Here is a 25,625-nt window from a genome sequence, read left to right on the forward strand (position 1 = left end):
GAGCCCGCAGGACGCGGGCGAAAGGCGGGGCGGCACAGGATGTGCCATCCCCGGCGGTCCGTCAGGCAGAGGAATGACGTGAAGGAACCGCGAAGCGGCGCGAGGACCGCCAGCCCCTGCCCGGCACCAGACTGCGTTATCACCTGTCGCTTAACTGACCAGCATTAGAGCCCCGGCTCCGCTTTTTTTTACTTTAAATCCCCTGCCTGTGATGGCTGCATTATCTCTCCCTCACCGCAGCACTCATAAAAATGTCGACGTTTACTGCTATTACTGCTCGGCGAAACCGAGCATATAGCGCGGTATAAGCTGCTTTTAACGAACTATATGAATCGTTACACTGTTTAACATTCTGTCTCTGCTCAGGAAGATGAACGTTGAACAAGCCGCGCAAATTAAAAAATCTGCTAAAAAGTTTTATTGAAAGTGATGCCAGCAATGGCGTGATGTTGATCGTGGCGGCGGTCGCGGCGATGATCCTCGCCAATACGGCCGCTACCGCCCAGGGTTACCAGGCGTTGCTGAATGAACCGGTGCAAATCCGCTTCGGAGCGCTGGATATCAGCAAAAACTTGCTGTTGTGGATCAACGATGCGCTGATGGCGCTTTTCTTTCTGGTTATTGGCCTGGAAGTAAAGCGTGAGTTGATGGTCGGCGAACTTGCCAGCCGTGACAAGGCTATCTTCCCGGTCATCGCGGCAATAGGCGGCATGGCGTTACCCGCTCTGATCTTCCTGCTTTTCAACCATGGTGATGAGATTGCACGTAACGGCTGGGCCATTCCCACCGCAACCGATATCGCTTTTGCGCTGGGTGTGCTGGCCCTTCTGGGCAGCCGTGTTCCCGTTGCGCTGAAAGTCTTTCTGATGGCACTGGCGATTATTGATGACCTGGGTGCCATTGTGATTATCGCTCTGTTCTATACCAGTGACCTCTCAGTGCTCTCCCTGTGCGTGGCTGCTGGCGCAATTGTCGTGCTGGCACTCCTGAACCGCTTTAACGTCCGTAGAATCTCAGTCTACATACTGGTGGGTATCATACTCTGGACCGCCGTGCTGAAGTCGGGCGTCCACGCAACCCTGGCTGGCGTCATTGTGGGCTTCTTCGTGCCTCTGGAGAAGAAAGAGGGGCACTCTCCAGCGGAACATCTGGCGCATGGTCTGATGCCGTGGGTGAACTGGATGATTCTGCCGCTGTTTGCCTTTGCTAATGCCGGTATCTCACTTGCTGGCATTACGCTGAGTGATGTCCTCTCGCCTGAACCGTCAGGCATCATCTTCGGCCTGTTAATCGGTAAGCCATTAGGCATTACGCTCTTCTGCTGGCTGGCCGTAAAACTGCGGCTGGCAGTATTACCCAACGGCACAACCATACGCGATATTATGGCGATTGGTGTGCTGTGCGGAATTGGCTTCACTATGTCAATTTTTATCAGTTCGCTGGCCTTTGATGCCGCGCATGAACAGCTGGTGACCTTTTCTAAACTGGGCATTCTGACCGGCTCTCTGCTTTCAGCCGTCATCGGCTATACGCTGCTGCGAATTAGACTGCGTTAATGGGGAGGAGGCGAAAGCCTCCTTTTTTCTATGAATCAGCTCAATTTCAATCATCTCTTCTACTTCTGGCACGCCTGCCGTGCGGGATCAATTACGGCGGCAGCAGAGGCACTCTCCCTGACGCCACAGACCATTACCGGGCAGATTAAGGCACTGGAGGAGCGCCTGCAGGGCAAGCTGTTCCGGCGTCAGGGACGGGGCCTGGTACCGACGGAGCTGGGGCAGCTGGTTTTTCGCTATGCTGACCGCATGTTTATGCTGAGTCAGGAGATGCTGGATATTGTGAATTACCGCAAAGAGTCTCATCTGCTGCTGGATGTTGGCGTGGCAGATGCGCTCTCAAAGCAGCTGGTCAGCAAGGTGCTGGAGACGGCGGTGGTCGCAGAGGAGAAAATTCATCTGCGCTGTTTTGAATCGACCCACGAAATGCTGCTGGAGCAGCTCAGTCAGCATAAGCTGGATATGATTATCTCTGACTGCTCCATCGACCCCACCCAACAGGAAGGGCTATTTTCGGTGAAGCTGGGGGAATGCCCGATCAGCTTCTGGTCAACCCAGCCGCTCAGCGATCTCTCTTTTCCGGCCTGCCTGGAGACGCGTCCCCTGCTGATTCCGGGGCGCCGCTCCATGCTGGGGCGCAAAATCCTCAACTGGATCAGCACCCAGGGGCTGCAGGTGGAGATTCTGGGTGAGTTTGATGATGCGGCATTGATGACGGCGTTTGGTGCGCGACAGAATGCGATTTTTGTCGCGCCTTTGCTGGAGATGGGTCAACGTGAGGGGATATATGAAGTCGGGCGGCTCGACGCGGTATCAGAGGAGTATCACATACTCTTCGCGGAGCGGATGATTCAGCATCCGGCGGTGCAGCGACTCTGTCACGCAGACTTCAGCGAACTCTTTCCCCGCCAGGGGACAGACGAAAAAAAACCGGCGTAAGCGCCGGCTTTTTTAACAAAGCGATTAACAACAGGCGATTAAGCCAGTTTGTTGATCTGTGCAGTCAGGTTAGACTTATAACGTGCAGCTTTGTTCTTGTGGATCAGACCTTTAGCAGCCTGACGGTCCACGAGTGGTTGCATTTCATTGAATGCGTTCTGCGCAGCAGCTTTGTCGCCTGAAGCGATCGCCGCGTATACTTTCTTAACGAAGGTACGCATCATAGAGCGGCGGCTAGCGTTATGCTTACGGCGTTTCTCAGATGTTACGGCGCGTTTCTTAGCTGATTTGATATTAGCCAAGGTACAACTCCCAAATGTGTTCTATAGAGACAAATCAAAGGCCGAGGACTATGCCCTTCTAACCTGATTTTGTCAATGGATTTGTGCAAATAAGCGTCGCCCTGAGAGCGGCACTCGGTTACGTATTTGATGGCGCAGGATTCTACCAGCTTCCCCTCGCTGAATACAGTATTTCGCGACAAAATTCTTAACATGCGCTTCTGCAACAGGAAATGCAGCGCCTAAAGCATGAAAGGCGTGCTGACGGGTTAACCTGAGTCGCTTTCAAGGGTATAATCCGCCGATTTCCACCGGTTTGGGCCAGCCATGAAGTTTATCCGCGGTATTCATAATCTTAACGAGCAGCATCGCGGCTGCGTTCTGACCATTGGTAATTTCGATGGCGTGCACCGTGGGCATCAGGCGCTGATGTCGCGGCTGTGTGAAGAGGGACGTAAGCGTAATCTGCCGGTGGTGGTCATGGTTTTTGAGCCACAGCCGCTGGAGCTGTTTGCCGGTGACAAAGCGCCGGCTCGTCTGACGCGTCTGCGTGAAAAACTGCGATACATGGCGGAAGCCGGCGTCGATAAAGTGTTGTGCGTGCGGTTCGACCGTCGCTTTGCGGCCTTGTCCGCCCAGCGTTTTATCAGTGACCTGTTAGTCGAAAAGCTGGACGTAAAGTACCTTGCGGTAGGCGATGATTTCCGCTTCGGCGCTGGTCGCCAGGGTGATTTCCTGTTATTACAGAAAGCCGGTGCGGAGTACGGCTTTGAGGTCGTAAGCACCGAAACCTTCTGTGATGGCGGTAAGCGAATCAGCAGTACTGCCGTGCGTCAGGCGCTGGCCGTGGATGATTTAGCGCTGGCGCAGTCGCTGCTTGGTCACCCTTTCACTATTTCCGGCCGCGTTGTGCACGGTGATGCACTGGGACGCACGCTGGGTTTCCCCACGGCGAACCTCCCTTTACGCCGCAGCGTCTCGCCGGTGAAAGGGGTTTATGCGGTAGAGGTACGGGGTCTGACGCCCGAGCCACTGCCAGGTGTCGCCAATATCGGCACCCGTCCGACCGTAAAAGGTTTACGCCAGCAGCTTGAAGTTCACCTGCTCGACATCAATATGGATCTCTATGGTCGTCACATTGATGTGGTGCTGAAACAGAAAATACGAAACGAGCAGCGCTTTGCCTCACTGGAGGCGTTGAAAGAACAAATTGCGAACGATGTGGTAACGGCCCGGCAGTTCTTTGGGCTGCTTTAACCTGAGCGAAAAACGGAATCGAGAATCTGATGAGTGACTATAAATCTACCCTGAATTTGCCGGAAACGGGATTCCCGATGCGTGGCGATCTGGCCAAACGCGAACCGGGAATGTTGCAACGCTGGTATGCCGACAACCTGTACGGCATCATCCGCGAAGCCAAAAAAGGGAAAAAAACCTTTATCCTGCATGATGGCCCTCCGTATGCGAACGGCAGCATTCATATTGGTCACTCCGTTAACAAGATTCTGAAAGACATTATCGTTAAGTCGAAAGGCATGGCGGGTTATGACTCGCCGTATGTGCCGGGCTGGGACTGTCACGGTCTGCCAATCGAACACAAAGTTGAGCAGATGATCGGCAAGCCAGGCGAGAAAGTCACCGCTGCTGAATTCCGCGAAGCGTGCCGCAAATACGCCGCAGAACAGGTTGAAGGCCAGAAGGCGGACTTTATCCGTCTGGGCGTGCTGGGCGACTGGGATCGCCCTTACCTGACCATGGATTTCGGTACCGAAGCCAACATCATTCGTGCGCTGAGTAAAATCATCGGCAACGGCCACTTGCACAAAGGCGCGAAGCCCGTGCACTGGTGTCTGGATTGCCGTTCTGCCTTAGCAGAAGCGGAAGTGGAGTATTACGACAAGACTTCGCCTTCAATCGACGTGATGTTCAACGCTATCGATGCCGACGCGGTGCGTCAGGCGTTTGGTGTGGCACAGGTTAATGGCCCGATTTCACTGGTGATCTGGACGACGACACCGTGGACATTACCGGCTAACCGCGCCATCTCGTTAAACGCGGAATTTGAGTATCAGCTGCTGCAGATCGACGGTCGCGCGCTGATCCTGGCAAAAGATCTGGTCGAGAGCGTGATGAAGCGCGCGGGCGTCAGCGAATGGCAGGTACTGGGCGAATGCAAAGGCGCGGCGCTGGAGCTGCAGAAATTCCAGCATCCGTTCCTGGCGCTTGAGTCGCTGGTGGTACTGGGCGATCACGTCACCCTGGAAGCGGGTACCGGTGCAGTCCACACGGCACCTGGCCACGGCCCGGATGACTATGTTATCGGGCAGAAATATGGCATCGAAACCGCTAATCCGGTCGGACCGGATGGCCGCTATCTGCCAGGCACCTATCCGACGCTGGATGGGGTCAACGTCTTTAAAGCCAACGACATGATCGTTGAGCTGCTGAAAGAGAAGGGCGCGCTGCTGCACGTTGAGAAACTGCTGCACAGCTACCCGCACTGCTGGCGCCATAAAACGCCGATCATCTTCCGCGCCACGCCGCAATGGTTCATCAGCATGGATCAGAAAGGATTGCGTGCGCAGTCGCTGAAGGAGATCAAAGGCGTGCAGTGGATCCCGGACTGGGGCCAGGCGCGTATCGAATCGATGGTGGCGAACCGCCCTGACTGGTGTATCTCTCGTCAGCGTACCTGGGGCGTACCGATGGCGCTGTTCGTTCATAAAGAGAGCGAAGAGCTGCACCCGGACACGCTGGCACTGATGGAAAAAGTGGCGCAGCGCGTTGAGCAGGAGGGGATTCAGGCCTGGTGGGATCTCGATCCGCGCGAGCTGATGGGCGACGATGCCGATCATTACGTAAAAGTGCCGGATACGCTGGATGTCTGGTTTGACTCCGGTTCAACCAGCTATTCCGTGGTTGATGCGCGTCCGGAATTTGGCGGACATGCGCCTGACCTCTATCTGGAAGGGTCCGATCAGCATCGCGGCTGGTTTATGTCCTCGCTGATGATCTCCACGGCGATGAAGGGCAAAGCGCCTTATCGTCAGGTACTGACGCACGGTTTCACCGTGGATGGTCAGGGCCGCAAGATGTCGAAATCGATCGGTAACACGGTTGCGCCGCAGGATGTGATGAACAAACTGGGCGCCGATATTCTGCGCCTGTGGGTGGCATCAACCGACTACTCGGGCGAAATGGCGGTCTCCGATGAGATCCTTAAACGTTCTGCCGATGCCTATCGCCGCATCCGTAACACCGCGCGTTTCCTGCTGGCTAACCTCAGCGGCTTTAACCCGGCTACCGATCTGGTGAAACCGGAAGAGATGGTGGTGGTGGATCGCTGGGCCGTCGGTCGCGCTCAGGCGGCACAGGCCGATATCGTTGCCTCTTACGAGAACTACGATTTCCACGAAGTGATCCAGCGTCTGATGCAGTTCTGTTCAATTGAGATGGGCAGCTTCTATCTCGACATCATCAAGGATCGTCAGTACACCGCGAAAGGCGATGGCCTGGCGCGTCGCAGCTGCCAGACCGCGCTGTGGCATATCGTCGAAGCGCTGGTGCGCTGGATGGCACCGATCATGTCCTTTACGGCGGATGAGATCTGGGGTTACCTGCCAGGCGAACGTGCGCAGTATGTCTTTACCGAAGAGTGGTATCAGGGGCTGTTTGGCCTGGCTGAAGATGAAGCGCTGAATGACGCCTACTGGGCTGAGCTGCTGAAAGTGCGTGGCGAAGTGAACAAGGTGATCGAGCAGGCGCGTGCGGATAAACGTATTGGTGGCGCACTGGAAGCAACGGTCACGCTCTATGCCGATCCGGAGCTGGCGGCTAAACTGCAGGCGCTGGGTAATGAGCTGCGCTTTGTGCTGCTGACCTCTGGCGCACAGGTGGCTGATTACGCCCTGGCGAACGACGAAGCGCAGCAGAGTGAGCTGCTGAAAGGTCTGAAAATCGCGCTGCACAAGGCGGAAGGCGAGAAATGTCAGCGCTGCTGGCATTACACTACCGACGTCGGACAGAATCCTGAGCATGCTGAGGTCTGTGGTCGTTGTTACACTAACGTAGCCGGTGACGGCGAACAGCGTGAATTTGCCTGATGCGTAAACCTATTTTATCAACCGGATTGCGCTGGCTGTGGCTGGTGCTGGTGGTGATTGTTGTCGACTTCGCCAGCAAGCAGTGGGTGATGAACAACATGATGCTGCATGAAACCCAGCCACTGATGCCCTACCTGAACCTGTTCTACGCGCACAACTACGGCGCGGCGTTCAGTTTCCTGGCGGACAAAGGCGGCTGGCAGCGCTGGTTCTTTGCCGGTATTGCGCTGGCTATCGTGATCTCACTGGTCGTGATGATGTATCGTAATCATGCCAGTCAGAAGATCGCTAACATCGCGTATGCCCTGATCATCGGCGGCGCGATAGGCAATCTGTTTGATCGCTCATACCATGGCTTTGTGGTCGATTTTATCGATTTCTATGTCGGTAACTGGCACTTCGCTACATTTAATATCGCTGACTGCGGCATCTGTATCGGTGCTGCATTGGTGGTGCTGGAGGGCTTTTTCAGCCCGAACGGCAAACAGGCTAAACAGAAAGGGTAAGTGATGACTGAGTCCGTACAGCGCGAAAGCGCGGTGTTGGTGCATTTTACGCTGAAGCTGGAAGATGGCTCGACGGCGGAATCGACCCGTGCAAACGGCAAGCCCGCGCTGTTCCGTCTCGGTGATGGCAGCCTCTCTGCGGCACTTGAGCAGGCACTGCTGGGGCTGAAAGCGGGTGAAACTAAACAGTTTACCCTGGAACCGGACGACGCCTTTGGCGGCGTCAGCCCTGACCTGATCCAGTATTTCTCGCGTCGGGACTTTATCGATGCGGGTGAGCCGGAAGTGGGAGCCATCATGCTGTTCAGCGGCATGGGCGGCAGTGAAATGCCTGGCGTGATCCGTGAAATCTCCGGTGACTCTATCACCGTGGATTTCAATCATCCGCTGGCAGGTCGTCGTATTCAGTTTGATGTAGAGGTGCTGGAAATCGATCCCGCACTGGAGGCCAACGATGCAAATCCTGTTAGCTAATCCGCGCGGCTTCTGCGCTGGCGTTGATCGTGCCATCAGTATTGTTGAGCGCGCGCTGGAGATGTATGGCGCGCCAATCTATGTCCGTCACGAAGTGGTGCATAACCGTTACGTGGTAAACAGCCTGCGTGAGCGCGGTGCCATCTTCATTGAAGAGATCAGTGAAGTGCCGGATAACGCGATTCTGATCTTCTCCGCGCACGGTGTTTCTCAGGCGGTGCGTGCCGAAGCCAAAGCGCGCAATCTGACTATGCTGTTTGACGCTACCTGTCCGCTGGTGACCAAGGTGCATATGGAAGTGGCTCGCGCCAGCCGTAAAGGCGTTGAGGCAATACTGATTGGTCATGCAGGTCATCCGGAAGTCGAAGGCACCATGGGGCAGTACAACAACCCTAATGGCGGCATGTATCTGGTGGAGTCACCGGAAGATGTCTTCAGACTGACAGTGAAAGACGAAAACAATCTGAGCTTCATGACGCAGACCACGCTGTCGGTGGACGACACCTCTGACATCATTGATGCTCTGCGTCAGCGCTTCCCGGCGATTATCGGGCCGCGTAAAGATGATATCTGCTACGCCACCACCAACCGTCAGGAAGCGGTTCGTACTCTGGCTAAAGATGCGGAAGTGGTGCTGGTGGTGGGGTCGAAGAACTCCTCTAACTCTAACCGTCTGGCTGAGCTGGCTCAGCGTGCCGGTAAGCTGGCGAAGCTGATCGACTCTGCGGATGATATTCAGGAAGAGTGGGTAAAAGGCGTGGCCTGCATTGGCGTTACCGCAGGCGCGTCAGCGCCCGATATTCTGGTGCAGCAGGTGATCCAGCGGCTGCGTGAACTGGGCGGCGAAGCGGCAATTGAGCTGATTGGCCGTGAAGAGAATATTGTCTTCGAAGTGCCAAAAGAGTTACGTGTCGAAGTGCGTAACGTGCAGTAACTCTGCGATATTACTGATAAAAAGGCCGACTCTGTTCGGCCTTTTTTGTTTTTTGAATCTGACAAAAAAAGTCGTTATTTGCTGCGGTGATTGCTTTTACTGATAATCACGGGCGGCTGGCATAAAATTCTTATTATCACGGATTAATAGTGGCGTGACTGTTAACTCATCGTTAACCTGATGACGCTTTGGATGCATAGTTTTGTTTTAGGAATGAATAAATATGAACACAATCCGCATTGCTATTGTGGGCGCGCCGGGCCGTATGGGCCGTAATCTGATTCAGGCGACGCAGCAGGCAGAAGGCGCAGAACTGGGTGCGGCACTGGCTCGCCCGGGCTCATCGCTGACCGGCAGCGACGCTGGTGAATTAGCGGGCATCGGAAAAAATGGCATTATCATCGCTGACGATTTACGCGCGGTGATTAACGATTTTGATGTGCTGGTCGACTTCACCCGCCCGGAAGGCACGCTGGAGTATATGGCGATCTGCCGTGAGCAGGGCAAAGCGATGGTGATCGGCACCACCGGTTTTGATGAAGCAGGCAAAGCGGCCATTCGGGCCGCGGCAGAAGATATCCCTATTGTGTTCGCCGCTAACTTCAGCGTGGGGGTTAACCTGGTGCTGAAGCTGCTGGAGAAGGCTGCCAAAGTGATGGGGGAGTACGCAGATATTGAGATCGTTGAAGCGCACCACCGCCATAAAGTGGATGCGCCCTCCGGAACCGCGCTGGCGATGGGTGAGGCGATTGCCGATGCGATGCAGTGGAAACTGGATGAGCATGCGGTCTATACGCGTGAGGGCCACACCGGCGAACGCCAGCCGCAGAGCATCGGTTTTGCAACAGTACGCGCGGGTGACATCGTAGGTGAGCATACTGCGATGTTTGCAGATATCGGCGAGCGCGTAGAGATAACCCACAAGGCTTCAAGCCGTATGACCTTTGCAAATGGCGCGGTTAAGTCCGCTTTATGGTTGAAAGATAAGAAATCTGGCCTGTTTGACATGCGTGATGTGCTGGATTTGTCGATGTTGTGAGTGTTGTTAACCATCGTGATGTGGTTGTTTCAATCGATAATCGCTTGATTGAAAAGGGGCAATGTTTTCATTGCCCTTAATTTTATCTGAAATATGCCTTCCAGATATAAATTTACCTCTGACTTCTGTTTTTTCCTGTTTTCTTCATTTATTTGCTCTGCCGGATGCTGTTTTTGACCATTTGGTCAAAAATAAAGGCCGCGCTGCTTCTGTTTTGCTTTTACGCTGCCTGGCAAACGATTATTCCGCCGAGTTTTCCTCTCTTTTTGCTGCTTATGCCCGTTATTTTCATCAGAAGGCAGATAAGGGTGAAAAAATCCCGCCGCAGGGTAGACAATGGCCAGGGCGATCATTAGAATGCGCGCAATTTGCCAAAAATCGACAATTCAGGCGGTTTTTGCATTGATTCAGGCGGCTATTTTGAATTAATATGCAGATATTGTGACTGTTTATTCCCTGGAGGATGTTTTGATTAAGTCAGCGCTCTTGGTTCTGGAAGACGGAACCCAATTCCACGGTCGGGCCATCGGGGCAACAGGGTCGGCAGTGGGAGAAGTCGTTTTCAATACCTCAATGACCGGTTATCAAGAAATCCTCACTGATCCTTCCTATTCCCGCCAAATCGTTACTCTCACTTATCCCCATATCGGTAATGTCGGAACCAATGCCGCCGACGAAGAATCCAGCCAGATTCATGCGCAGGGCCTGGTTATCCGTGACCTGCCGCTGATTGCCAGCAACTTCCGTAGTGAAGAGGGCTTATCCGCCTACCTGCAGCGCAACAACATCGTGGCGATTGCCGATATCGATACCCGCAAGCTGACGCGCTTGCTGCGTGAGAAAGGTGCACAAAACGGCTGCATCATTGCGGGCGATAATCCGGATGCCGCGCTGGCGCTGCAAAAAGCTCAGGCGTTTCCGGGACTGAAAGGGATGGATTTGGCGAAAGAGGTCTGCACCACTGAGACCTATAGCTGGCAGCAGGGCAGCTGGACGCTGGAGGGAGGGCTGCCAGAGCAGGCCGACGCTGAATCACTGCCTTACCATGTGGTGGCTTACGATTACGGTGCCAAGCGCAACATTCTGCGGATGCTGGTCGATCGCGGCTGTCGTCTGACCGTCGTTCCGGCACAGACGCCTGCCGAAGAAGTACTGAAGCTTAATCCGGATGGCATCTTCCTCTCTAACGGTCCTGGCGACCCGGAGCCGTGCGACTACGCCATCAGCGCGATTCAGGCCTTCCTGAAAACAGAGATCCCGGTGTTCGGAATCTGTCTGGGTCATCAGCTGCTGGCGCTGGCCAGCGGGGCTAAGACCGTGAAGATGAAGCTGGGCCACCACGGCGGCAACCATCCGGTGAAAGATCTCGATAACAATCGCGTGATGATCACCGCGCAGAACCACGGTTTTGCGGTCGATGAGAACAATCTTCCCGCTAACCTGCGTGTTACACACATTTCGTTGTTCGATAAAACCGTGCAGGGCATTCACCGCACCGACAAGCCCGCATTCAGCTTCCAGGGACACCCGGAAGCCAGCCCGGGCCCAGGCGATGCTGCGCCGCTGTTTGACCACTTTATTGAATTGATTGACGCATTCCGTCTGCAAGCGAAGTAATCAGGAGCTAATTCATGCCAAAACGTACAGACCTAAAATCCATCCTGATTCTTGGTGCCGGTCCGATTGTGATCGGCCAGGCCTGCGAATTTGACTATTCCGGTGCGCAGGCGTGTAAAGCGCTGCGTGAAGAGGGTTACCGCGTCATTCTGGTGAACTCCAACCCGGCGACGATCATGACCGACCCGGAAATGGCTGATGCGACTTACATTGAGCCGATTCACTGGGAAGTGGTGCGCAAAATCATCGAAAAAGAGCGCCCGGACGCGGTACTGCCGACCATGGGCGGTCAGACAGCGCTGAACTGTGCGCTGGAGCTGGAACGTCATGGCGTGCTGGAAGAGTTTGGCGTCACCATGATCGGCGCAACGGCTGATGCGATCGACAAAGCAGAAGATCGTCGTCGTTTCGACGTGGCGATGAAAAGCATCGGTCTGGATACCGCGCGCTCCGGCATTGCGCACACCATGGAAGAAGCGCTGGCCGTGGCTGAAGATGTCGGTTTCCCCTGCATTATCCGTCCCTCATTTACTATGGGCGGAACCGGTGGCGGCATCGCCTACAACCGCGAAGAGTTTGAAGAGATTTGCGAACGCGGTCTGGACCTTTCACCGACGAATGAGCTGCTGATTGATGAGTCGCTGATTGGCTGGAAAGAGTATGAGATGGAAGTGGTGCGCGATAAAAACGACAACTGCATCATCGTCTGCTCAATTGAAAACTTCGATGCGATGGGGATCCACACCGGTGACTCCATCACGGTGGCACCTGCCCAGACGCTGACCGACAAAGAGTATCAGATCATGCGTAACGCCTCGCTGGCGGTACTGCGTGAGATCGGTGTGGAAACCGGTGGCTCCAACGTGCAGTTCTCGGTTAATCCGAAAGATGGCCGCCTGATTGTCATTGAGATGAACCCGCGCGTGTCACGCTCCTCGGCGCTGGCCTCCAAAGCGACCGGTTTCCCGATTGCTAAAGTGGCGGCCAAACTGGCGGTCGGCTATACCCTCGACGAGCTGATGAATGATATCACCGGCGGTTTAACGCCTGCCTCGTTCGAGCCTTCCATCGACTACGTTGTCACCAAGATCCCGCGTTTCAACTTCGAAAAATTTGCCGGTGCCAACGATCGCCTGACCACGCAGATGAAGTCGGTCGGGGAAGTGATGGCAATTGGTCGTACTTTCCAGGAATCCATGCAGAAAGCGCTGCGCGGCCTGGAAGTAGGCGCTAATGGCTTCGACCCGAAAGTCCACCTCGACGACCCGGAAGCATTAACCCGCATCCGCCGTGAGCTGAAAGATGCCGGTTCAGACCGCATCTGGTACATCGCGGACGCCTTCCGTGCCGGCATGTCAGTGGATGGCGTGTTCAACCTGACCAATATTGACCGCTGGTTCCTGGTGCAGATCGAAGAACTGGTGCGGCTGGAAGAGCAGGTTGCCCGTGAAGGGGTTAATAGCCTGGATGAGACGTTCCTGCGCGCCCTGAAGCGTAAAGGCTTTGCTGATGCACGGCTGGCAACACTGGCGGGCGTGGCAGAGAGCGAAATCCGCAAGCTGCGTCAGCAGTTTAACCTGCACCCGGTTTACAAGCGCGTGGATACCTGCGCCGCAGAGTTCGCGACAGACACCGCCTACATGTACTCCACCTATGAGGAGGAGTGCGAAGCCAATCCAAGTCCGGATCGCGAAAAAATCATGATTCTGGGCGGTGGGCCAAACCGTATCGGTCAGGGTATCGAATTCGACTATTGCTGCGTTCACGCCGCCCTCGCGCTGCGTGAAGATGGTTATCAGACCATTATGGTCAACTGTAACCCGGAAACAGTCTCGACCGATTACGACACCTCTGATCGCCTCTACTTCGAGCCGGTCACGCTGGAAGATGTGCTGGAGATTGTGCGCATTGAGCAGCCAAAAGGTGTGATTGTGCAGTATGGCGGTCAGACTCCGCTGAAACTGGCGCGTGCCCTGGAAGCCGCAGGCGTACCGGTTATCGGCACCAGCCCGGATTCCATTGACCGTGCTGAAGACCGTGAACGTTTCCAGCAGGCGGTTGATCGACTGAACCTGAAGCAACCCGCCAACGCCACGGTGGCCACACTGGAGCAGGCGGTTGAGAAAGCCGCGGGTCTGGGTTATCCGCTGGTGGTGCGTCCTTCTTATGTTCTGGGTGGCCGTGCCATGGAGATCGTCTACGACGAGATCGACCTCAAGCGCTACTTCCAGACGGCGGTCTCGGTTTCCAACGATGCACCGGTGCTGCTGGATCGCTTCCTGGATGATGCGGTCGAAGTGGATGTTGATGCGATTTGCGACGGTGAGCGGGTGCTGATTGGCGGCATCATGGAACACATCGAGCAGGCTGGCGTCCACTCCGGTGACTCCGCCTGTTCACTGCCGGCCTACACCCTGAGTCAGGAGATTCAGAATGTGATGCGCCAGCAGGTTGAGAAGCTGGCGTTTGAGCTGAACGTTCGTGGCCTGATGAACGTCCAGTTCGCGGTGAAAGACAACGAAGTCTACCTGATCGAAGTTAACCCTCGCGCGGCGCGAACCGTGCCGTTCGTCTCTAAAGCGACCGGTGTCCCGCTGGCGAAAGTCGCCGCGCGCGTGATGGCAGGCAAAACGCTGGCAGAGCAGGGCGTCACTGAAGAGGTGATTCCGCCTTACTACTCTGTCAAAGAAGTGGTGCTGCCGTTTAACAAGTTCCAGGGCGTTGACCCTATTCTGGGGCCAGAAATGCGCTCTACCGGTGAAGTCATGGGCGTGGGCCGCACCTTCGCTGAGGCGTTTTCCAAAGCGATGCTGGGCGCACAGAGCAACATGAAGAAGTCGGGCCGTGCGCTGCTGTCGGTGCGTGAAGGCGACAAGAAACGTATTGTCGACCTGGCCGCTAAGCTGCAGAAGTTTGGTTTCGAACTGGATGCGACTCACGGCACGGCGGTTGTGCTGGGCGAAGCGGGCATCAATCCGCGCCTGGTGAACAAGGTGCATGAAGGGCGTCCGCACATTCAGGACCGTCTGAAGAACGGCGAGTATAGCTACATCGTCAATACCACGGCGGGTCGTCAGGCGATTGAAGATTCGAAACTGATTCGCCGCAGTGCTCTGCAGTATAAAGTGCACTACGACACCACGCTGAACGGCGGCTTCGCCACCGCGATGGCGCTGAATGCTGACCCGACGGAACAGGTTATCTCCGTTCAGGAGATGCATGCCCAGATCAAGGCGATGTAAGTCGATGTAATGTGAAAAACGGCTCCTGCGGGAGCCGTTTTTTTTTGACCATCTTATTGGCGATAATCCGAAAACAGGGTCCAGGGAAAGCAAAGAGTTTGCGTTAAAGTGACTGATTTGGCTTAATTTTTTAGCTATAGGTGCGAATAAGGCCGGTTCGCACAAATTTATAATATAAACACTTCCTGTGCGGATTTTTCGTCAGTACTATGCCTGCCGCTCATCACTGGAGCGTATCAGGACATAAATAAAAAATGAAAATGCGTACTTTTTCTCTGAGTGCAGTGGCTGCACTGATGGCAATTCTTCCTTTCGCCAGCCAGGCGGAAATTACCCTGTTAAAACAGGATCCGCAGGCAGGCGATCCGCTTAGCCGTCTTAACTTTACTTTTGGCGGTAGCATTCGTGCTCAGTTCAATCATCAGACCGGCGTGGATGATAAATCCTACAAGCGCGACGGTTTTGATGGCGGCACCCGTTTCCGTTTCGGCGCTGACTACTACCTGTTTGATGACGTCAGCTGGATCAGCTACTACGAACTGGGCGTTAACGTCCCGGCGGTCTTCAGCTGGGATCGTCACTATGCGGACGGTGCCAATAACACCACGCGTCGTCAGCTCTACACCGGTCTGAAAAGCAAAACCTGGGGCCAGCTTACCTTTGGTCAGCAGAACAGTGTCTATTACGATACCGTGGGCGCCAAGACCGATATCTGGGATTACGACATGGTCGGCCAGGCTCCGGGTAACGGGATCAATGGCGACTACGACGGATCTTACCGCTCACGCAAACAGCTGAAGTATAAAAACAGCTTCGGCGATGCGGATCTTTACGCCTCTTATCTGTTCGAAGATAACGAGTATCTGCCAGGCAACGGCCTGCGCTATAAGCGCAAAGGCGGCGGCTCGCTGGGTGTGGACTACCACATCACGGACGATCTGAGCTGGGGCACTGCGTGGAACTACACCCGCGCGGCGATGCGTAACCCGAACAACGGCGACAGCCGCGATTACGATCAGAACATTTACGGCACCGCGCTGAGCTGGACTCCAGGTAACTGGACGTTGTCAGCCGGCGGTGGCTGGTATGAGAACTTCATGACCACCAAACGCAAAGATGTGCATGACTACTTTGCCGGCGACGCGTGGGGCATTGAATATTTCGCCGGTTACAAGATTCCGGTGGGGCAGTATGGTCTGAAAGCGGTACAGCCATATGTCATGGGCGATCGCATTGAGTATGCGACAGGCCGTGATTATCAGCGCATCGACAACGGTCTGGGTGTGGTGCTGTTCCTCGACTACGGTTTCCGTGTCGATTACGAACATGTGTTTACCTCCAGCACCGATAACCTGGGTGATATGAATCTGGTGCGTCTGCGCTACGACTTCTGATAACCCTGACGGCTCCTCCGGGAGCCGTTTTTTTTTGCGCACGACTTTTGTGCCAGCCTAAGGCCGATCGCTGGCGAGCTGCGGCAAACTGACGCGATTAGGCGGTGAAAAACGCTGCACAGGCCGTGAAAAACGACGTCATGAAAAGCTTTACGCAATTAGACCTTTCCCCCTATCGACGAAAGTTTCACCTTTACGTATCATGGCGCCAATTTTTTTCAGTGAGTGGTTAACATGATTAGTCTTATCGCGGCATTAGCAGCAGATCGCATTATTGGAATGGAGAACGCCATGCCGTGGGACCTGCCTGCAGATCTGGCGTGGTTCAAGCGCCATACGCTGAAGAAACCGGTGATTATGGGCCGACTGACCTTTGAATCTATTGGCCGTCCGTTACCTGGCCGACTGAATATCGTGGTCAGCAGCCAGCCGGGCACCACCGAAGGCGTTACCTGGGTCACTTCGCTGGATGAGGCGTTACAGGCAGCCGGTGACGCTGAAGAGATCATGGTGATTGGCGGTGGCCGCGTCTATGAGCAGATGCTGAAGCGTGCCGATCGTCTCTATCTGACGCACATTGATGCGGAAGTCGAAGGTGATACGCAGTTTCCGGATTACGAGCCGGATGAGTGGCAGTCAACGTTCAGCGAATTCCACGACGCTGACGAGCAAAATTCCCACAGCTACTGCTTTGAGATCCTTGACCGTCGTCGCTAATCCCCCCCTGCCGGGCTGTAACCTGGCTGTCATCTTTATTCATTAGCATTGCTTCTTTTCTGGGATCGACACAAAGGAAGCAATCACTAATGAAAATCGAACTCTCCGCATTAAGCACTGACCGCCTGCCTGATCCACTGCGTCGTAAATTCCTTGCCGGTTCCGGTGCTATCGGCCTGACCGGCTTTCTCAGCGGCGGCCTGACGCTCTCGGGCAGTGCACTGGCGCAGGAGAAGCCTGCGGGCAGCCCACTGCTGGGCTTTCAGGCGATTGCCGCGTCCACGGCCGATGAGATTGTGGTAGCCCCTGGCTATCGCGCCGACGTGTTGATCTCCTGGGGTGATCCGCTGGTGAATGGCGCAGCCGCGTTTGATCCGCAGGGCAACAACAGCGCCGAAGATCAGGAAAAGCAGTTCGGTGACAACAACGACGGTATGAGCTTCTTCGCGATTAATGACCATCGCGGCGTGATGGCGATTAACAATGAATATGTGAATGAGCCGACGCTGTTCGCCCACGGCGGCAGTAAAGCGACCAGCCTGGAAGATGTCAAAAAGTCGCAGGCGGCGCACGGTATCTCCATCGTTGAAGTCAAACGGGGTGAGGACAATCGCTGGCAGGTGGTACGTCCTTCTGACTATAACCGCCGCATTACCGCCAATACCCCGATGCGCTTCTCCGGTCCGGCAGCGGGGGATAAAGCGCTGCAGACTGCCGCCGATCCGCAGGGAATGCATGTCCTGGGCACCTTTGGTAACTGCGCCAACGGCAAAACGCCGTGGGGCACCTATCTCACCTGTGAAGAGAACTACGACACCTACTTTGGCACCCATCAGGCGGACTTTACGCCGACCCCACAGCAGAAGCGCTATACCCTGAATGCCGCTGAGCCGGAGCGCAACTGGGCCGACTTTGATCCCCGCTTCGATATCGCTAAGAATCCCAACGAATTCAACCGTCACGGCTGGATTGTCGAAATCGATCCTTTCGATCCTCACTCCGTGCCGGTAAAGCGGACCGCGCTGGGCCGCTTCAAGCACGAGAATGCCGCCGTGACGGTCGCGAAAACCGGCCAGCTGGTGGTTTATATGGGCGACGACGAGCGCGGCGAGTATATCTATAAATTTGTCTCAGATGATAAGGTCACTCCGGATGATGCTAAAGCCAATCACGGACTGCTTGATAAGGGCACGCTCTATGTGGCGCAGTTCAACGGCGATGCGCAGGGCACGCCGCTTAAAGGCACCGGGCGCTGGCTGGCGCTGAAGTGGGGCGAAAATGGACTCACCGCTGAAAAGGGATTCAATAGCCAGGCAGATGTTTTGATCAATGCGCGTGCCGCGGCAGATGTGGTCAACGCAACGCGAATGGACCGGCCGGAGTGGATTGCGGTTAACCCGCATGACGGCCGTGCCTACTGCACCCTGACCAACAACAACAAGCGCGGAAATGAAGGCATGCCGGTCAATGCAGCGAATCCGCGGCCAAAAAATATCTACGGTCAGATTATTCGCTGGGATGAGAAAGGCGATGCTACCGCGCAGACGTTTGAGTGGGATATCTATGCGCTGTGTGGCAACCCGATAGCGCATCCTGAGGGGATCTATCGTGGCACACCGAACATCACCGCGGAGAATACCTTTAACAGTCCGGATGGGCTGGGGTTTGATGCGCAGGGGCGGTTATGGATCCTGACCGACGGCAAATACAGCAACAAAGAGGATTATCAGGGGCAGGGGAATAATCAGATGCTGGTGGGTGATCCTGATAGTGGCGAAATCCGCCGGTTTATGGTCGGTCCAAAATCGTGCGAGCTGACCGGTATTACCTTCACGCCCGATTACAAAACGCTGTTCGTGAATGTGCAGCATCCCGGCGAAGAGGGTGACTCGCACTTCCCAGACAACAGTCCGCGTCCGCGGTCGTCGGTGATTATGATCACCCGTGAAGATGGCGGCATTATCGGCGCATAAAACAGGATGCTGGCCTGATGGCCAGCATCGCCGTTATAGCGTGGGCGGTGCCAGACTTTCGCTGGAGGCCAGGGCTTTTTCGCGATTAGAGGGCTGCACCACATAGCGCTGCGTCTCCCAGTGCAGCAGGGTCAGCGTTCCGCCCCAGCAGCAGCCGGTATCCAGCCCGATAATGCCCTCTGGCGTGCCTTTGCCTTCCAGCGAGGCCCAGTGACCAAAGACGATGGTGTAGTCACGTGCGACCGGCCCCTCAATGTTAAACCAGGGTTTCAGCGGCGGAAGCGCCGATTCCGGGGCATCTTTGCAGATCATGTCCAGCTGGCCGTTGGGGAAGCAGTAGCGCATGCGGGTGAGGGCGTTGGTGCTGAAGCGCAGACGCGCCAGGCCGGTCAGATCCTCACTCCAGTTGTTCGGCATGTCGCCATACATGGCATCCAGGAACAGCGGATAACTGTCGCTGGCGAGAACCGCTTCGACTTCACGCGCGCACTTTTTCGCGGTCTCAATATCCCATTGCGGCGTGATACCGGCGTGTCCCATCACCAGCTTTTTCTCTTCATCAACCTGTAACAGCGGCTGACGACGCAGCCAGTTGATCAGCTCATCCGCATCATCCGCTTCCAGCAACGGGGTCAGGCGATCTTTAGGCTTGTTACGGCTGATGCCGGCGTAGACCGCCAGCAGATGCAAATCGTGATTGCCCAGCACCAGACGCACCGCGTCGCCCAGCGATTTTACGTAGCGTAAGACTTCCAGTGAGCCAGGACCGCGCGCCACTAAGTCGCCGGTCAGCCACAGGGTATCCTGCTCAGGATTGAAGTCGACCTGTTGCAGCAATGCACGTAATTCATCGTAGCAACCGTGAACGTCGCCAATCAGGTATGTGCTCATAACGTTTTATCCATCAGGAAGGTGCCCGACTTAACGGGCAAAAAGCGTGTGAATCAATGAATGTGGGTCTGAATGGCGAGGCGGAACACCGGGATCTCTACGTGAAAGGTGTCGCCCTGTTCGTCGACCATCACATAGTGCCCCTGCATGGTGCCCATCGGTGTTTCGATCACGGCACCGCTGGTGTACTGAAATTCATTGCCTGGCGCGATAAGCGGCTGTTCACCGACCACGCCTTCACCCTGAACTTCCGTTTCGCGGCCGTTACCGTTGGTAATCAACCAGTAGCGTCCCAGCAGTTGCACTGAGGAACGGCCCAGATTGCGTATCGTAATGGTATAGGCGAAGACGTAGCGATCATCATCCGGTGAGGATTGTGAGGCGACGTACTGGCTTTGCACATGGACGGAGACGCGGGCCGTTTCACTCATGACTTACTCCTGCGATTTTCCCTGATGATTCGCCAGCCAGTTCGCCAGCTGACAATATTGCGCCACCGAGACGTTCTCGGCACGCAGGGTTGGATCTATGGATAACTCTTCCAGCGCACCGGCGGCCACCATGTGGCTCAGGCTGTTGCGCAGCGTTTTACGACGCTGGCCGAACGCTTCAGTGGTAATACGGCTCAGGATACGCACATCGCTGACCGGATACGGCGGCTCGGCATACGGCACCAGACGCACCACGGCAGAGTCCACTTTCGGTGGTGGCGTGAAAGAGTGCGGAGGCACTTCCAGCACCGGAATGATCTGGCAGTAGTACTGCGCCATCACCGTCAGACGACCGTAGGTTTTGTTACCCGGACCGGCAACCAGACGATTAACCACCTCTTTCTGCAGCATGAAGTGCATATCTTTGATCGAACCAGTATAGCTGAAAAGGTGGAACATCAGCGGGGTCGAAATATTGTACGGCAGGTTACCAAATACCCGCAGCGGCTGGCCTCTCTCCTGCGCCAGTGCGGCGAAGTCGAAGGTCATGGCATCCTGCTGGAAGATAGTCAGTTTCGGGCCAAGGAACGGATGCGTTTCCAGACGCGCAGCGAGATCGCGGTCCAGCTCTATCACCGTTAATTTATCGAGGCGTTCGCCTACCGGCTCGGTTAAGGCACCCAGGCCTGGGCCGATCTCCACCAGCGCTTCGTCACGCTGAGGATGGATGGCGGAGACAATGCTGTCGATAATGTACTGATCGTTCAGGAAGTTCTGCCCGAAACGTTTACGGGCGTAGTGCCCCTGATGGACGCGATTATTCATTACTGCTCTTGATCATAGTGATGGCGAGGTTAAGCGCCGTGATGAAGCTGCCCGGTTCAGCCTGACCCAGGCCAGCGAGTTCAAGCGCGGTGCCGTGGTCAACTGAAGTCCGGATAAAGGGCAGGCCCAGGGTGATATTTACCGCCCGGCCAAACCCCTGAAATTTGAGTACCGGCAGGCCCTGGTCGTGATACATCGCCAGCACCGCATCGGCGTATTGCAGATATTTGGGCTGGAAAAGGGTATCCGCAGGCAGCGGGCCGGTCAGATTAATGCCCTGCTGACGCAGTTCATTGAGTGCCGGCGTGATGGTCTCGATCTCTTCCCGACCCATGTGACCGCTTTCGCCGGCATGAGGGTTAAGACCACAGACGTAAATATGCGGCTCGGCAATCGCAAACTTCTGCTGCAGATCACGATGCAGAATCGTAATCACTTCATGCAGACATTCACGGGTTACCGCAGCGGGCACATCTTTCAGCGGCAGATGGGTGGTGGCCAGTGCGACTCGTAGCTCTTCTGTCGCCAGCATCATGACCACCCGATGGCCGCCTGCGCGATCGGCGAAGAATTCGGTATGGCCGGTAAAGGCGATGCCGGCATCGTTAATCACGCCTTTATGCACCGGGCCGGTAATCAGGGCAGCGAATTCACCGTCGAGACAACCGTCGCAGGCGCGCGTCAGCGTGGCCAGCACATAGTCGCTGTTGGCGACGCAAAGCTCGCCGGGTGTGACCGGCGCTGCCGTTTCAATTGGCAGGATAGTCAGTGTACCCGCCTGCTGTGGCTCTGCTGCCACACCAGGCTGGTAGGGCCGCAGGGTCAGCGGCAGACCGAGTTGCGCCGCACGCTGCTGCAACAGGGCAGGCGAGGCGCAGACCACCAGTTCAACCGGCCACGACTGCTGGGCCAGCTGAACGGTAAGATCGGGACCAATCCCGGCAGGTTCGCCGGGCGTGATCACCACACGGGCATTACTGCGCATTGCCATCCAGAATCTTCACGTAGGCACTGGCACGTTGTTCCTGCATCCAGGTCTGCGCTTCTTCCGCGAACTTACGGTTAAACAGCATACGGTAAGCACGCTCTTTCTGGGCCGCATCGGTTTTATCCACCTGACGGGTATCCAGCAACTGAATCAGATGCCAGCCGAAAGAGGAGTGAACCGGCTGGCTGGTCTGGCCTTTCTGCAGGCGCAGCAGCGCGTCACGGAACGCCGGGTCAAAGACTTCCGGAGAGGTCCAGCCGAGGTCGCCGCCCTGGTTCGCCGAACCCGGATCGTCAGAGTACTGTTTAGCCGCCGCCGCAAAGGTGGTTTTGCCACTGCGGATATCGTTAGCAATCTGCTCCAGCTGTGCGCGTGCCTGATCGTCTGTCAGGATCGGCGATGGCTTCAGCAGAATGTGACGCGAATGGACTTCGGTGACCGAGACATTTTTGCTCTCGCCACGCAGGTCGTTCACTTTCAGGATGTGGAAGCCCACACCAGAGCGCACCGGCCCGACGATATCGCCTTTTTTGGCGCTTGAGAGTGCCTGAGCAAACAGGGTCGGTAACTCTTCGATTTTACCCCAGCCCATGTTGCCGCCTTTCAGCGCCTGGGAGTCGGCAGAGTAGGTCACGGCCATCTTGCCAAAGTCAGCGCCATTTTTCAGTTCGCCAACCAGCTGTTTCGCCAGCGTTTCCTGCTCATCAACCTGCTGTTGCGTCGGGTTTTCCGGCAGCGGCAGCAGAATATGACTGACGTTCAGTTCAGTACCCTGGCTGTTCTGAGAGCCGATCTGGGTAGCAAGCGTATCCACTTCCTGCGGCAGAATCGTGACACGACGACGCACTTCGTTGTTGCGCACTTCGGCGATAGTCATCTCTTTGCGGATCTGAGAACGATACACGCTGTAGTTCATGCCGTCATAAGCCAGACGGCTACGCAGCTGATCAAGGCTCATCTTGTTCTGCGCAGCGATGTTCTGAATAGCCTGGTCCAGCTGCTCGTCGCTGATCTGAATTCCCGCTTTATCACCCATCTGCAGGATGATGTTGTCCATGATCTGACGTTCCAGAATCTGATGGCGCAACGTTTTATCATCCGGTAACTGCTGACCAGCCTGCTGGGCCTGAGATTTAACGGTGCTCATCATGCCATCCACGTCACTCTCAAGAACCACGCCGTTATTGACCACGGCTGCAACTTTATCAACGACTTGTGGTGCTGCGAACGCGGTGTTGGCACTGATTGCCACACCAAGAATCAGCATTCTCCAGTTCTTCATACTTTATCCATTGTTGGTTCCGCACTGCGGGATTGCCTGTCAAACATCACAACATCAGAAAGCAGGCTGGTAAGGGATAATGCCCTGACGCAGCATATCGTTGGTGCCTAAGCCATAGTTCGGACTCAGACCACGCAGCTCAATGTTGAATGAGATTTGGTTGTCATACTTACTGTCGTTGTTTTCCCAACCGTTAATTTTGCGTTCATAACCGACCCGGATAGCGTAACAGCATGAGCTGTATTGCAGGCCAACCAGTTGTGAAGCCGGACGCGTGTTGCGGGTATCGTAGTAGTAAGCGCCTACCACAGACCATGCGTCGGCAATCGGCCAGCTGGCCGTAGTACCTACCTGTGAAATCCCATTTTTGTAGATAGGATTCGTGACCAGGCTGCTATCGTTCAGCGCGGTCGCAACATACTCCGGGCTGCTGTAACGGTAGCTCAGCTGCACCATGCGGTCGGCATCACGACGGTATTCCAGTACGGTATTGCCCTGGGAGACGTTGTCGAGTTTGGTGTCATATTGCAGCCCACCACGGACGCCCCAGCGATCGCTGATTTTCCAGTATGTATCGCCAGCCCAGATCAGGCTGCCGGTATCATCTTCTTTACTGGTTTGATTCACACCAGTACGAGAAGGGGTAAACGAGTAGATTTGACCTACAGAAACGTTAAAACGTTCAACCAGATCGTTATCATAAATACGCGAGGTGACGCCGGTAGCCACTTCATTGGCGGAAGCGATGCGATCCAGGCCGCTATAAGTACGATCGCGGAACAGACCGGTGTAGTCGGTTTGCAGCAACGTTGAGTCGTACGGATAGATATTGCTCTGATTACGATACGGGATATAAAGGTACTGCACGCGCGGTTCCAGCGTCTGGGTATAACCCACCGCCGAGTTCATATCGCGGTCAAACACCAGACGGCCATCAACTTTAAATTGCGGCAGGGTGCGGTTGACAGACTCATCCAGTTCGCCGCTCTTATCACCCCTGAGACCATTGGCAGCGTTGTTATAGAAATCAACGTCAGTCTGCTGATAGTGGGTCGCCAGGAACTTCGCTTCGGTATCCAGGCTGGCCCAGCCGTTTGACAGCGGCAGGTTCAGCGTTGGCTCAACATGTAAACGGGTCGCTTCGGGATAGCGGCTGCTGACGTTGGTGAACTTCACCGCCTGGGCATAAACCCGGCCATCAAACGGGCCAATATCGTTCTGATAGAGATTGACGTCCAGCTGCGGCATGGCGCGGTAGACGTTATTGCTGGTGGTATCGCCGAACACCTGGAAATCTTTGGTGGAGAGCGTAGCGTCCCAGTTGGTGTCCGCATAGCCGATGCTGAATTTCTGCGTGGCGTAGTTGTCGGTCGAGCTGTAGTACTTCGAGTCGAGATCGTTGAAGTAGTACTTATCGCTGACCTTGGTGTAGTCCGCGTTGAAACGCCAGTTCTGGTCATAGACACCGGCATGCCGCCAGTAGAACAGCCAGCGATCGGAGCTGTCATTTTCGGCAATGCCGCGCACCGCTTTGTCATTATCGTACTGTTTGTCCGAGCCGAGGTAGTCGAATTCAACCAGACCCGCACCCAGCGTGGTCAGATAACGGAATTCGTTTTCAAACTGCATGCCGCGCTTACTCATGTAGTGCGGCGTAATGGTCGCATCGGCCTGCGGCGCGATGTTCCAGTAATAGGGCAGCGTGAACTCAAAGCCATTGTTGCTGCCATATTTTGCATTCGGGATCAGGAAACCGGAGCGGCGACGATCGCCAATCGGTAACTGCAGATAGGGGCTGTAGAACACCGGAACGGAACCGATTTTAAAGCGGGCATTCCAGATCTCCGCCACTTCCTCTTCGCGATCCTGGATGACCTCTGAACCCACCACGCTCCAGCTGTTGGAGCCGGGCAGACAGGAGGTAAAGGTACCGTTTTCCAGAATGGTGTAGCGGTTATCGCCGCGCAGCTTCATCTGATCTGCGACGCCGCGTCCCTGACGATCTACCATCTGGTACTGACCATTCCAGACGTTGGTATCTTTGCTGTTGAGGTTTGACCAGGCTTTCGGACCTTTCAGGATGACCTGATTGTCATCGTAGTGCACATTACCCAGCGCATCGACGGTACGTACGGGCGCGGTCTGGCCTTCCTGCTGACGCTGATGAAGCTGGACTTCATCCGCCTGCATACGGCTGTTGCCCTGTTCAATATTCACATTACCGGTGAATACCGCATCGTTGGGATAGTTCCCTTTGGCGGCGTCGGAGTGAATGGTGACGGGCATCTGATTCGTATCGCCATTCACCAGCGGGCGGTTATAACTCGGCACGCCTAACATACACTGCGACATCAAATCGTCGGCAAAGGCTTGCTGGCTAATGGCTGCGCCGATCAGTGTGGCCAGCAGGGTAGGTATATGTTTTTTCATACG

Annotated in this window: 21 protein-coding genes; 14 read left to right on the plus strand and 7 right to left on the minus strand. The window is 55.4% G+C overall.

All coding sequences use genetic code 11. The annotated features are described in order from the left end of the window. Positions 1-377: 377 nt before the first annotated feature. Both nhaA and nhaR read left to right on the plus strand, forming a co-directional pair. Positions 378-1,556: a Na+/H+ antiporter NhaA gene (gene nhaA, locus HFD94_RS21885; RefSeq protein WP_061901768.1), complete on the plus strand. Its 1,179-nt coding sequence runs from the start codon at positions 378-380 to the stop codon at positions 1,554-1,556. 30 nt (positions 1,557-1,586) lie between these two features. Beyond that, a complete protein-coding gene (nhaR, locus tag HFD94_RS21890) occupies positions 1,587-2,495 on the plus strand; it encodes a transcriptional activator NhaR (protein WP_122889267.1) in 909 nt (302 codons plus the stop codon). A 38-nt stretch (positions 2,496-2,533) separates the two neighbouring features. Here nhaR and rpsT read toward each other — a convergent pair whose 3' ends face one another. Next, positions 2,534-2,797 (minus strand): 30S ribosomal protein S20, encoded by a 264-nt coding sequence (gene rpsT, locus HFD94_RS21895; RefSeq protein WP_008925553.1) that lies wholly within the window; start codon positions 2,795-2,797, stop codon positions 2,534-2,536. A 306-nt stretch (positions 2,798-3,103) separates the two neighbouring features. Here rpsT and ribF point away from each other — a divergent pair, with 306 nt between their 5' ends. From ribF to HFD94_RS21955, 12 genes are all read left to right on the plus strand, one after another. After that, entirely contained in the window at positions 3,104-4,033 is a 930-nt protein-coding gene (ribF, locus tag HFD94_RS21900) for a bifunctional riboflavin kinase/FAD synthetase (protein WP_010253714.1), read from the plus strand. Between the two features lie 29 nt (positions 4,034-4,062). Continuing rightward, the gene (gene ileS, locus HFD94_RS21905) at positions 4,063-6,879 is read left to right on the plus strand and encodes an isoleucine--tRNA ligase (RefSeq protein WP_010671810.1); all 2,817 of its coding nucleotides are present in this window, start codon (positions 4,063-4,065) and stop codon (positions 6,877-6,879) included. Continuing rightward, positions 6,879-7,385, plus strand: a complete 507-nt coding sequence (gene lspA / locus HFD94_RS21910) for a signal peptidase II (RefSeq protein WP_010253719.1) — start codon at positions 6,879-6,881, stop codon at positions 7,383-7,385. Before ileS ends, lspA begins: the two co-directional genes overlap by 1 nt. A 3-nt stretch (positions 7,386-7,388) precedes the next feature. Beyond that, on the plus strand, positions 7,389-7,859 hold the full coding sequence (fkpB, locus tag HFD94_RS21915) for an FKBP-type peptidyl-prolyl cis-trans isomerase (RefSeq protein ID WP_010253720.1): 471 nt from the start codon (positions 7,389-7,391) through the stop codon (positions 7,857-7,859). Beyond that, positions 7,840-8,793 carry a 4-hydroxy-3-methylbut-2-enyl diphosphate reductase gene (gene ispH / locus HFD94_RS21920; RefSeq protein ID WP_010253724.1) on the plus strand — a complete coding sequence of 318 codons (954 nt, stop codon included), beginning with the start codon at positions 7,840-7,842 and terminating at the stop codon, positions 8,791-8,793. The genes fkpB and ispH overlap by 20 nt, the downstream gene beginning before the upstream one ends. A 223-nt stretch (positions 8,794-9,016) precedes the next feature. Next, on the plus strand, positions 9,017-9,832 hold the full coding sequence (gene dapB / locus HFD94_RS21925) for a 4-hydroxy-tetrahydrodipicolinate reductase (RefSeq protein WP_010253726.1): 816 nt from the start codon (positions 9,017-9,019) through the stop codon (positions 9,830-9,832). A gap of 61 nt (positions 9,833-9,893) precedes the next feature. Then, positions 9,894-10,238, plus strand: a complete 345-nt coding sequence (locus HFD94_RS21930) for a hypothetical protein (RefSeq protein WP_167433542.1) — start codon at positions 9,894-9,896, stop codon at positions 10,236-10,238. A 62-nt stretch (positions 10,239-10,300) separates the two neighbouring features. Further along, positions 10,301-11,449, plus strand: a complete 1,149-nt coding sequence (gene carA, locus HFD94_RS21935; protein ID WP_010253731.1) for a glutamine-hydrolyzing carbamoyl-phosphate synthase small subunit — start codon at positions 10,301-10,303, stop codon at positions 11,447-11,449. 14 nt (positions 11,450-11,463) lie between these two features. Beyond that, the gene (gene carB / locus HFD94_RS21940; protein WP_010253739.1) at positions 11,464-14,691 is read left to right on the plus strand and encodes a carbamoyl-phosphate synthase large subunit; all 3,228 of its coding nucleotides are present in this window, start codon (positions 11,464-11,466) and stop codon (positions 14,689-14,691) included. A gap of 254 nt (positions 14,692-14,945) precedes the next feature. Beyond that, positions 14,946-16,085 (plus strand): porin, encoded by a 1,140-nt coding sequence (locus HFD94_RS21945; protein WP_010253747.1) that lies wholly within the window; start codon positions 14,946-14,948, stop codon positions 16,083-16,085. A 234-nt stretch (positions 16,086-16,319) separates the two neighbouring features. Continuing rightward, the gene (folA, locus tag HFD94_RS21950) at positions 16,320-16,802 is read left to right on the plus strand and encodes a type 3 dihydrofolate reductase (protein ID WP_010253752.1); all 483 of its coding nucleotides are present in this window, start codon (positions 16,320-16,322) and stop codon (positions 16,800-16,802) included. Between the two features lie 89 nt (positions 16,803-16,891). Further along, positions 16,892-18,775, plus strand: coding sequence for a PhoX family phosphatase (locus tag HFD94_RS21955; RefSeq protein WP_010253756.1), 1,884 nt, complete (start codon positions 16,892-16,894; stop codon positions 18,773-18,775). Between the two features lie 33 nt (positions 18,776-18,808). On the opposite strand, the gene apaH is transcribed toward HFD94_RS21955, so the two are convergent. The 6 genes from apaH to lptD are packed head-to-tail and all read right to left on the minus strand — an operon-like array spanning position 18,809 to position 25,622. Further along, positions 18,809-19,666 carry a bis(5'-nucleosyl)-tetraphosphatase (symmetrical) ApaH gene (gene apaH, locus HFD94_RS21960; RefSeq protein ID WP_033787393.1) on the minus strand — a complete coding sequence of 286 codons (858 nt, stop codon included), beginning with the start codon at positions 19,664-19,666 and terminating at the stop codon, positions 18,809-18,811. 53 nt (positions 19,667-19,719) lie between these two features. Next, entirely contained in the window at positions 19,720-20,097 is a 378-nt protein-coding gene (apaG, locus tag HFD94_RS21965) for a Co2+/Mg2+ efflux protein ApaG (protein ID WP_003854807.1), read from the minus strand. 3 nt (positions 20,098-20,100) lie between these two features. After that, complete coding sequence (gene rsmA / locus HFD94_RS21970) at positions 20,101-20,922, minus strand: 16S rRNA (adenine(1518)-N(6)/adenine(1519)-N(6))-dimethyltransferase RsmA (RefSeq protein ID WP_003854805.1); 822 nt, start codon at positions 20,920-20,922, stop codon at positions 20,101-20,103. Continuing rightward, positions 20,915-21,907 carry a 4-hydroxythreonine-4-phosphate dehydrogenase PdxA gene (gene pdxA / locus HFD94_RS21975; protein ID WP_010671813.1) on the minus strand — a complete coding sequence of 331 codons (993 nt, stop codon included), beginning with the start codon at positions 21,905-21,907 and terminating at the stop codon, positions 20,915-20,917. Before pdxA ends, rsmA begins: the two co-directional genes overlap by 8 nt. Continuing rightward, positions 21,897-23,192: a peptidylprolyl isomerase SurA gene (gene surA / locus HFD94_RS21980; RefSeq protein WP_010253800.1), complete on the minus strand. Its 1,296-nt coding sequence runs from the start codon at positions 23,190-23,192 to the stop codon at positions 21,897-21,899. The genes pdxA and surA overlap by 11 nt, the downstream gene beginning before the upstream one ends. Before the next feature lie 54 nt (positions 23,193-23,246). Beyond that, positions 23,247-25,622 carry an LPS assembly protein LptD gene (gene lptD, locus HFD94_RS21985; RefSeq protein ID WP_010671814.1) on the minus strand — a complete coding sequence of 792 codons (2,376 nt, stop codon included), beginning with the start codon at positions 25,620-25,622 and terminating at the stop codon, positions 23,247-23,249. Between the last annotated feature and the right edge of the window lie 3 nt (positions 25,623-25,625).

Source organism: Pantoea sp. EKM20T (assembly GCF_011800485.1).
GTDB lineage: Bacteria > Pseudomonadota > Gammaproteobacteria > Enterobacterales > Enterobacteriaceae > Pantoea > Pantoea agglomerans.

Coding starts and splice junctions, on each gene's coding strand:
- nhaR (WP_122889267.1), top strand. CDS start 1,587: ATGAATCAGCTCAATTTCAATCATCTCTTCTACTTCTGGCACGCCTGC.
- ribF (WP_010253714.1), top strand. CDS start 3,104: ATGAAGTTTATCCGCGGTATTCATAATCTTAACGAGCAGCATCGCGGC.
- ileS (WP_010671810.1), top strand. CDS start 4,063: ATGAGTGACTATAAATCTACCCTGAATTTGCCGGAAACGGGATTCCCG.
- lspA (WP_010253719.1), top strand. CDS start 6,879: ATGCGTAAACCTATTTTATCAACCGGATTGCGCTGGCTGTGGCTGGTG.
- fkpB (WP_010253720.1), top strand. CDS start 7,389: ATGACTGAGTCCGTACAGCGCGAAAGCGCGGTGTTGGTGCATTTTACG.
- ispH (WP_010253724.1), top strand. CDS start 7,840: ATGCAAATCCTGTTAGCTAATCCGCGCGGCTTCTGCGCTGGCGTTGAT.
- dapB (WP_010253726.1), top strand. CDS start 9,017: ATGAACACAATCCGCATTGCTATTGTGGGCGCGCCGGGCCGTATGGGC.
- HFD94_RS21930 (WP_167433542.1), top strand. CDS start 9,894: ATGTTTTCATTGCCCTTAATTTTATCTGAAATATGCCTTCCAGATATA.
- carB (WP_010253739.1), top strand. CDS start 11,464: ATGCCAAAACGTACAGACCTAAAATCCATCCTGATTCTTGGTGCCGGT.
- HFD94_RS21945 (WP_010253747.1), top strand. CDS start 14,946: ATGAAAATGCGTACTTTTTCTCTGAGTGCAGTGGCTGCACTGATGGCA.
- folA (WP_010253752.1), top strand. CDS start 16,320: ATGATTAGTCTTATCGCGGCATTAGCAGCAGATCGCATTATTGGAATG.
- HFD94_RS21955 (WP_010253756.1), top strand. CDS start 16,892: ATGAAAATCGAACTCTCCGCATTAAGCACTGACCGCCTGCCTGATCCA.
- apaH (WP_033787393.1), bottom strand. CDS start 19,666: ATGAGCACATACCTGATTGGCGACGTTCACGGTTGCTACGATGAATTA.
- apaG (WP_003854807.1), bottom strand. CDS start 20,097: ATGAGTGAAACGGCCCGCGTCTCCGTCCATGTGCAAAGCCAGTACGTC.
- rsmA (WP_003854805.1), bottom strand. CDS start 20,922: ATGAATAATCGCGTCCATCAGGGGCACTACGCCCGTAAACGTTTCGGG.
- pdxA (WP_010671813.1), bottom strand. CDS start 21,907: ATGCGCAGTAATGCCCGTGTGGTGATCACGCCCGGCGAACCTGCCGGG.
- surA (WP_010253800.1), bottom strand. CDS start 23,192: ATGAAGAACTGGAGAATGCTGATTCTTGGTGTGGCAATCAGTGCCAAC.
- lptD (WP_010671814.1), bottom strand. CDS start 25,622: ATGAAAAAACATATACCTACCCTGCTGGCCACACTGATCGGCGCAGCC.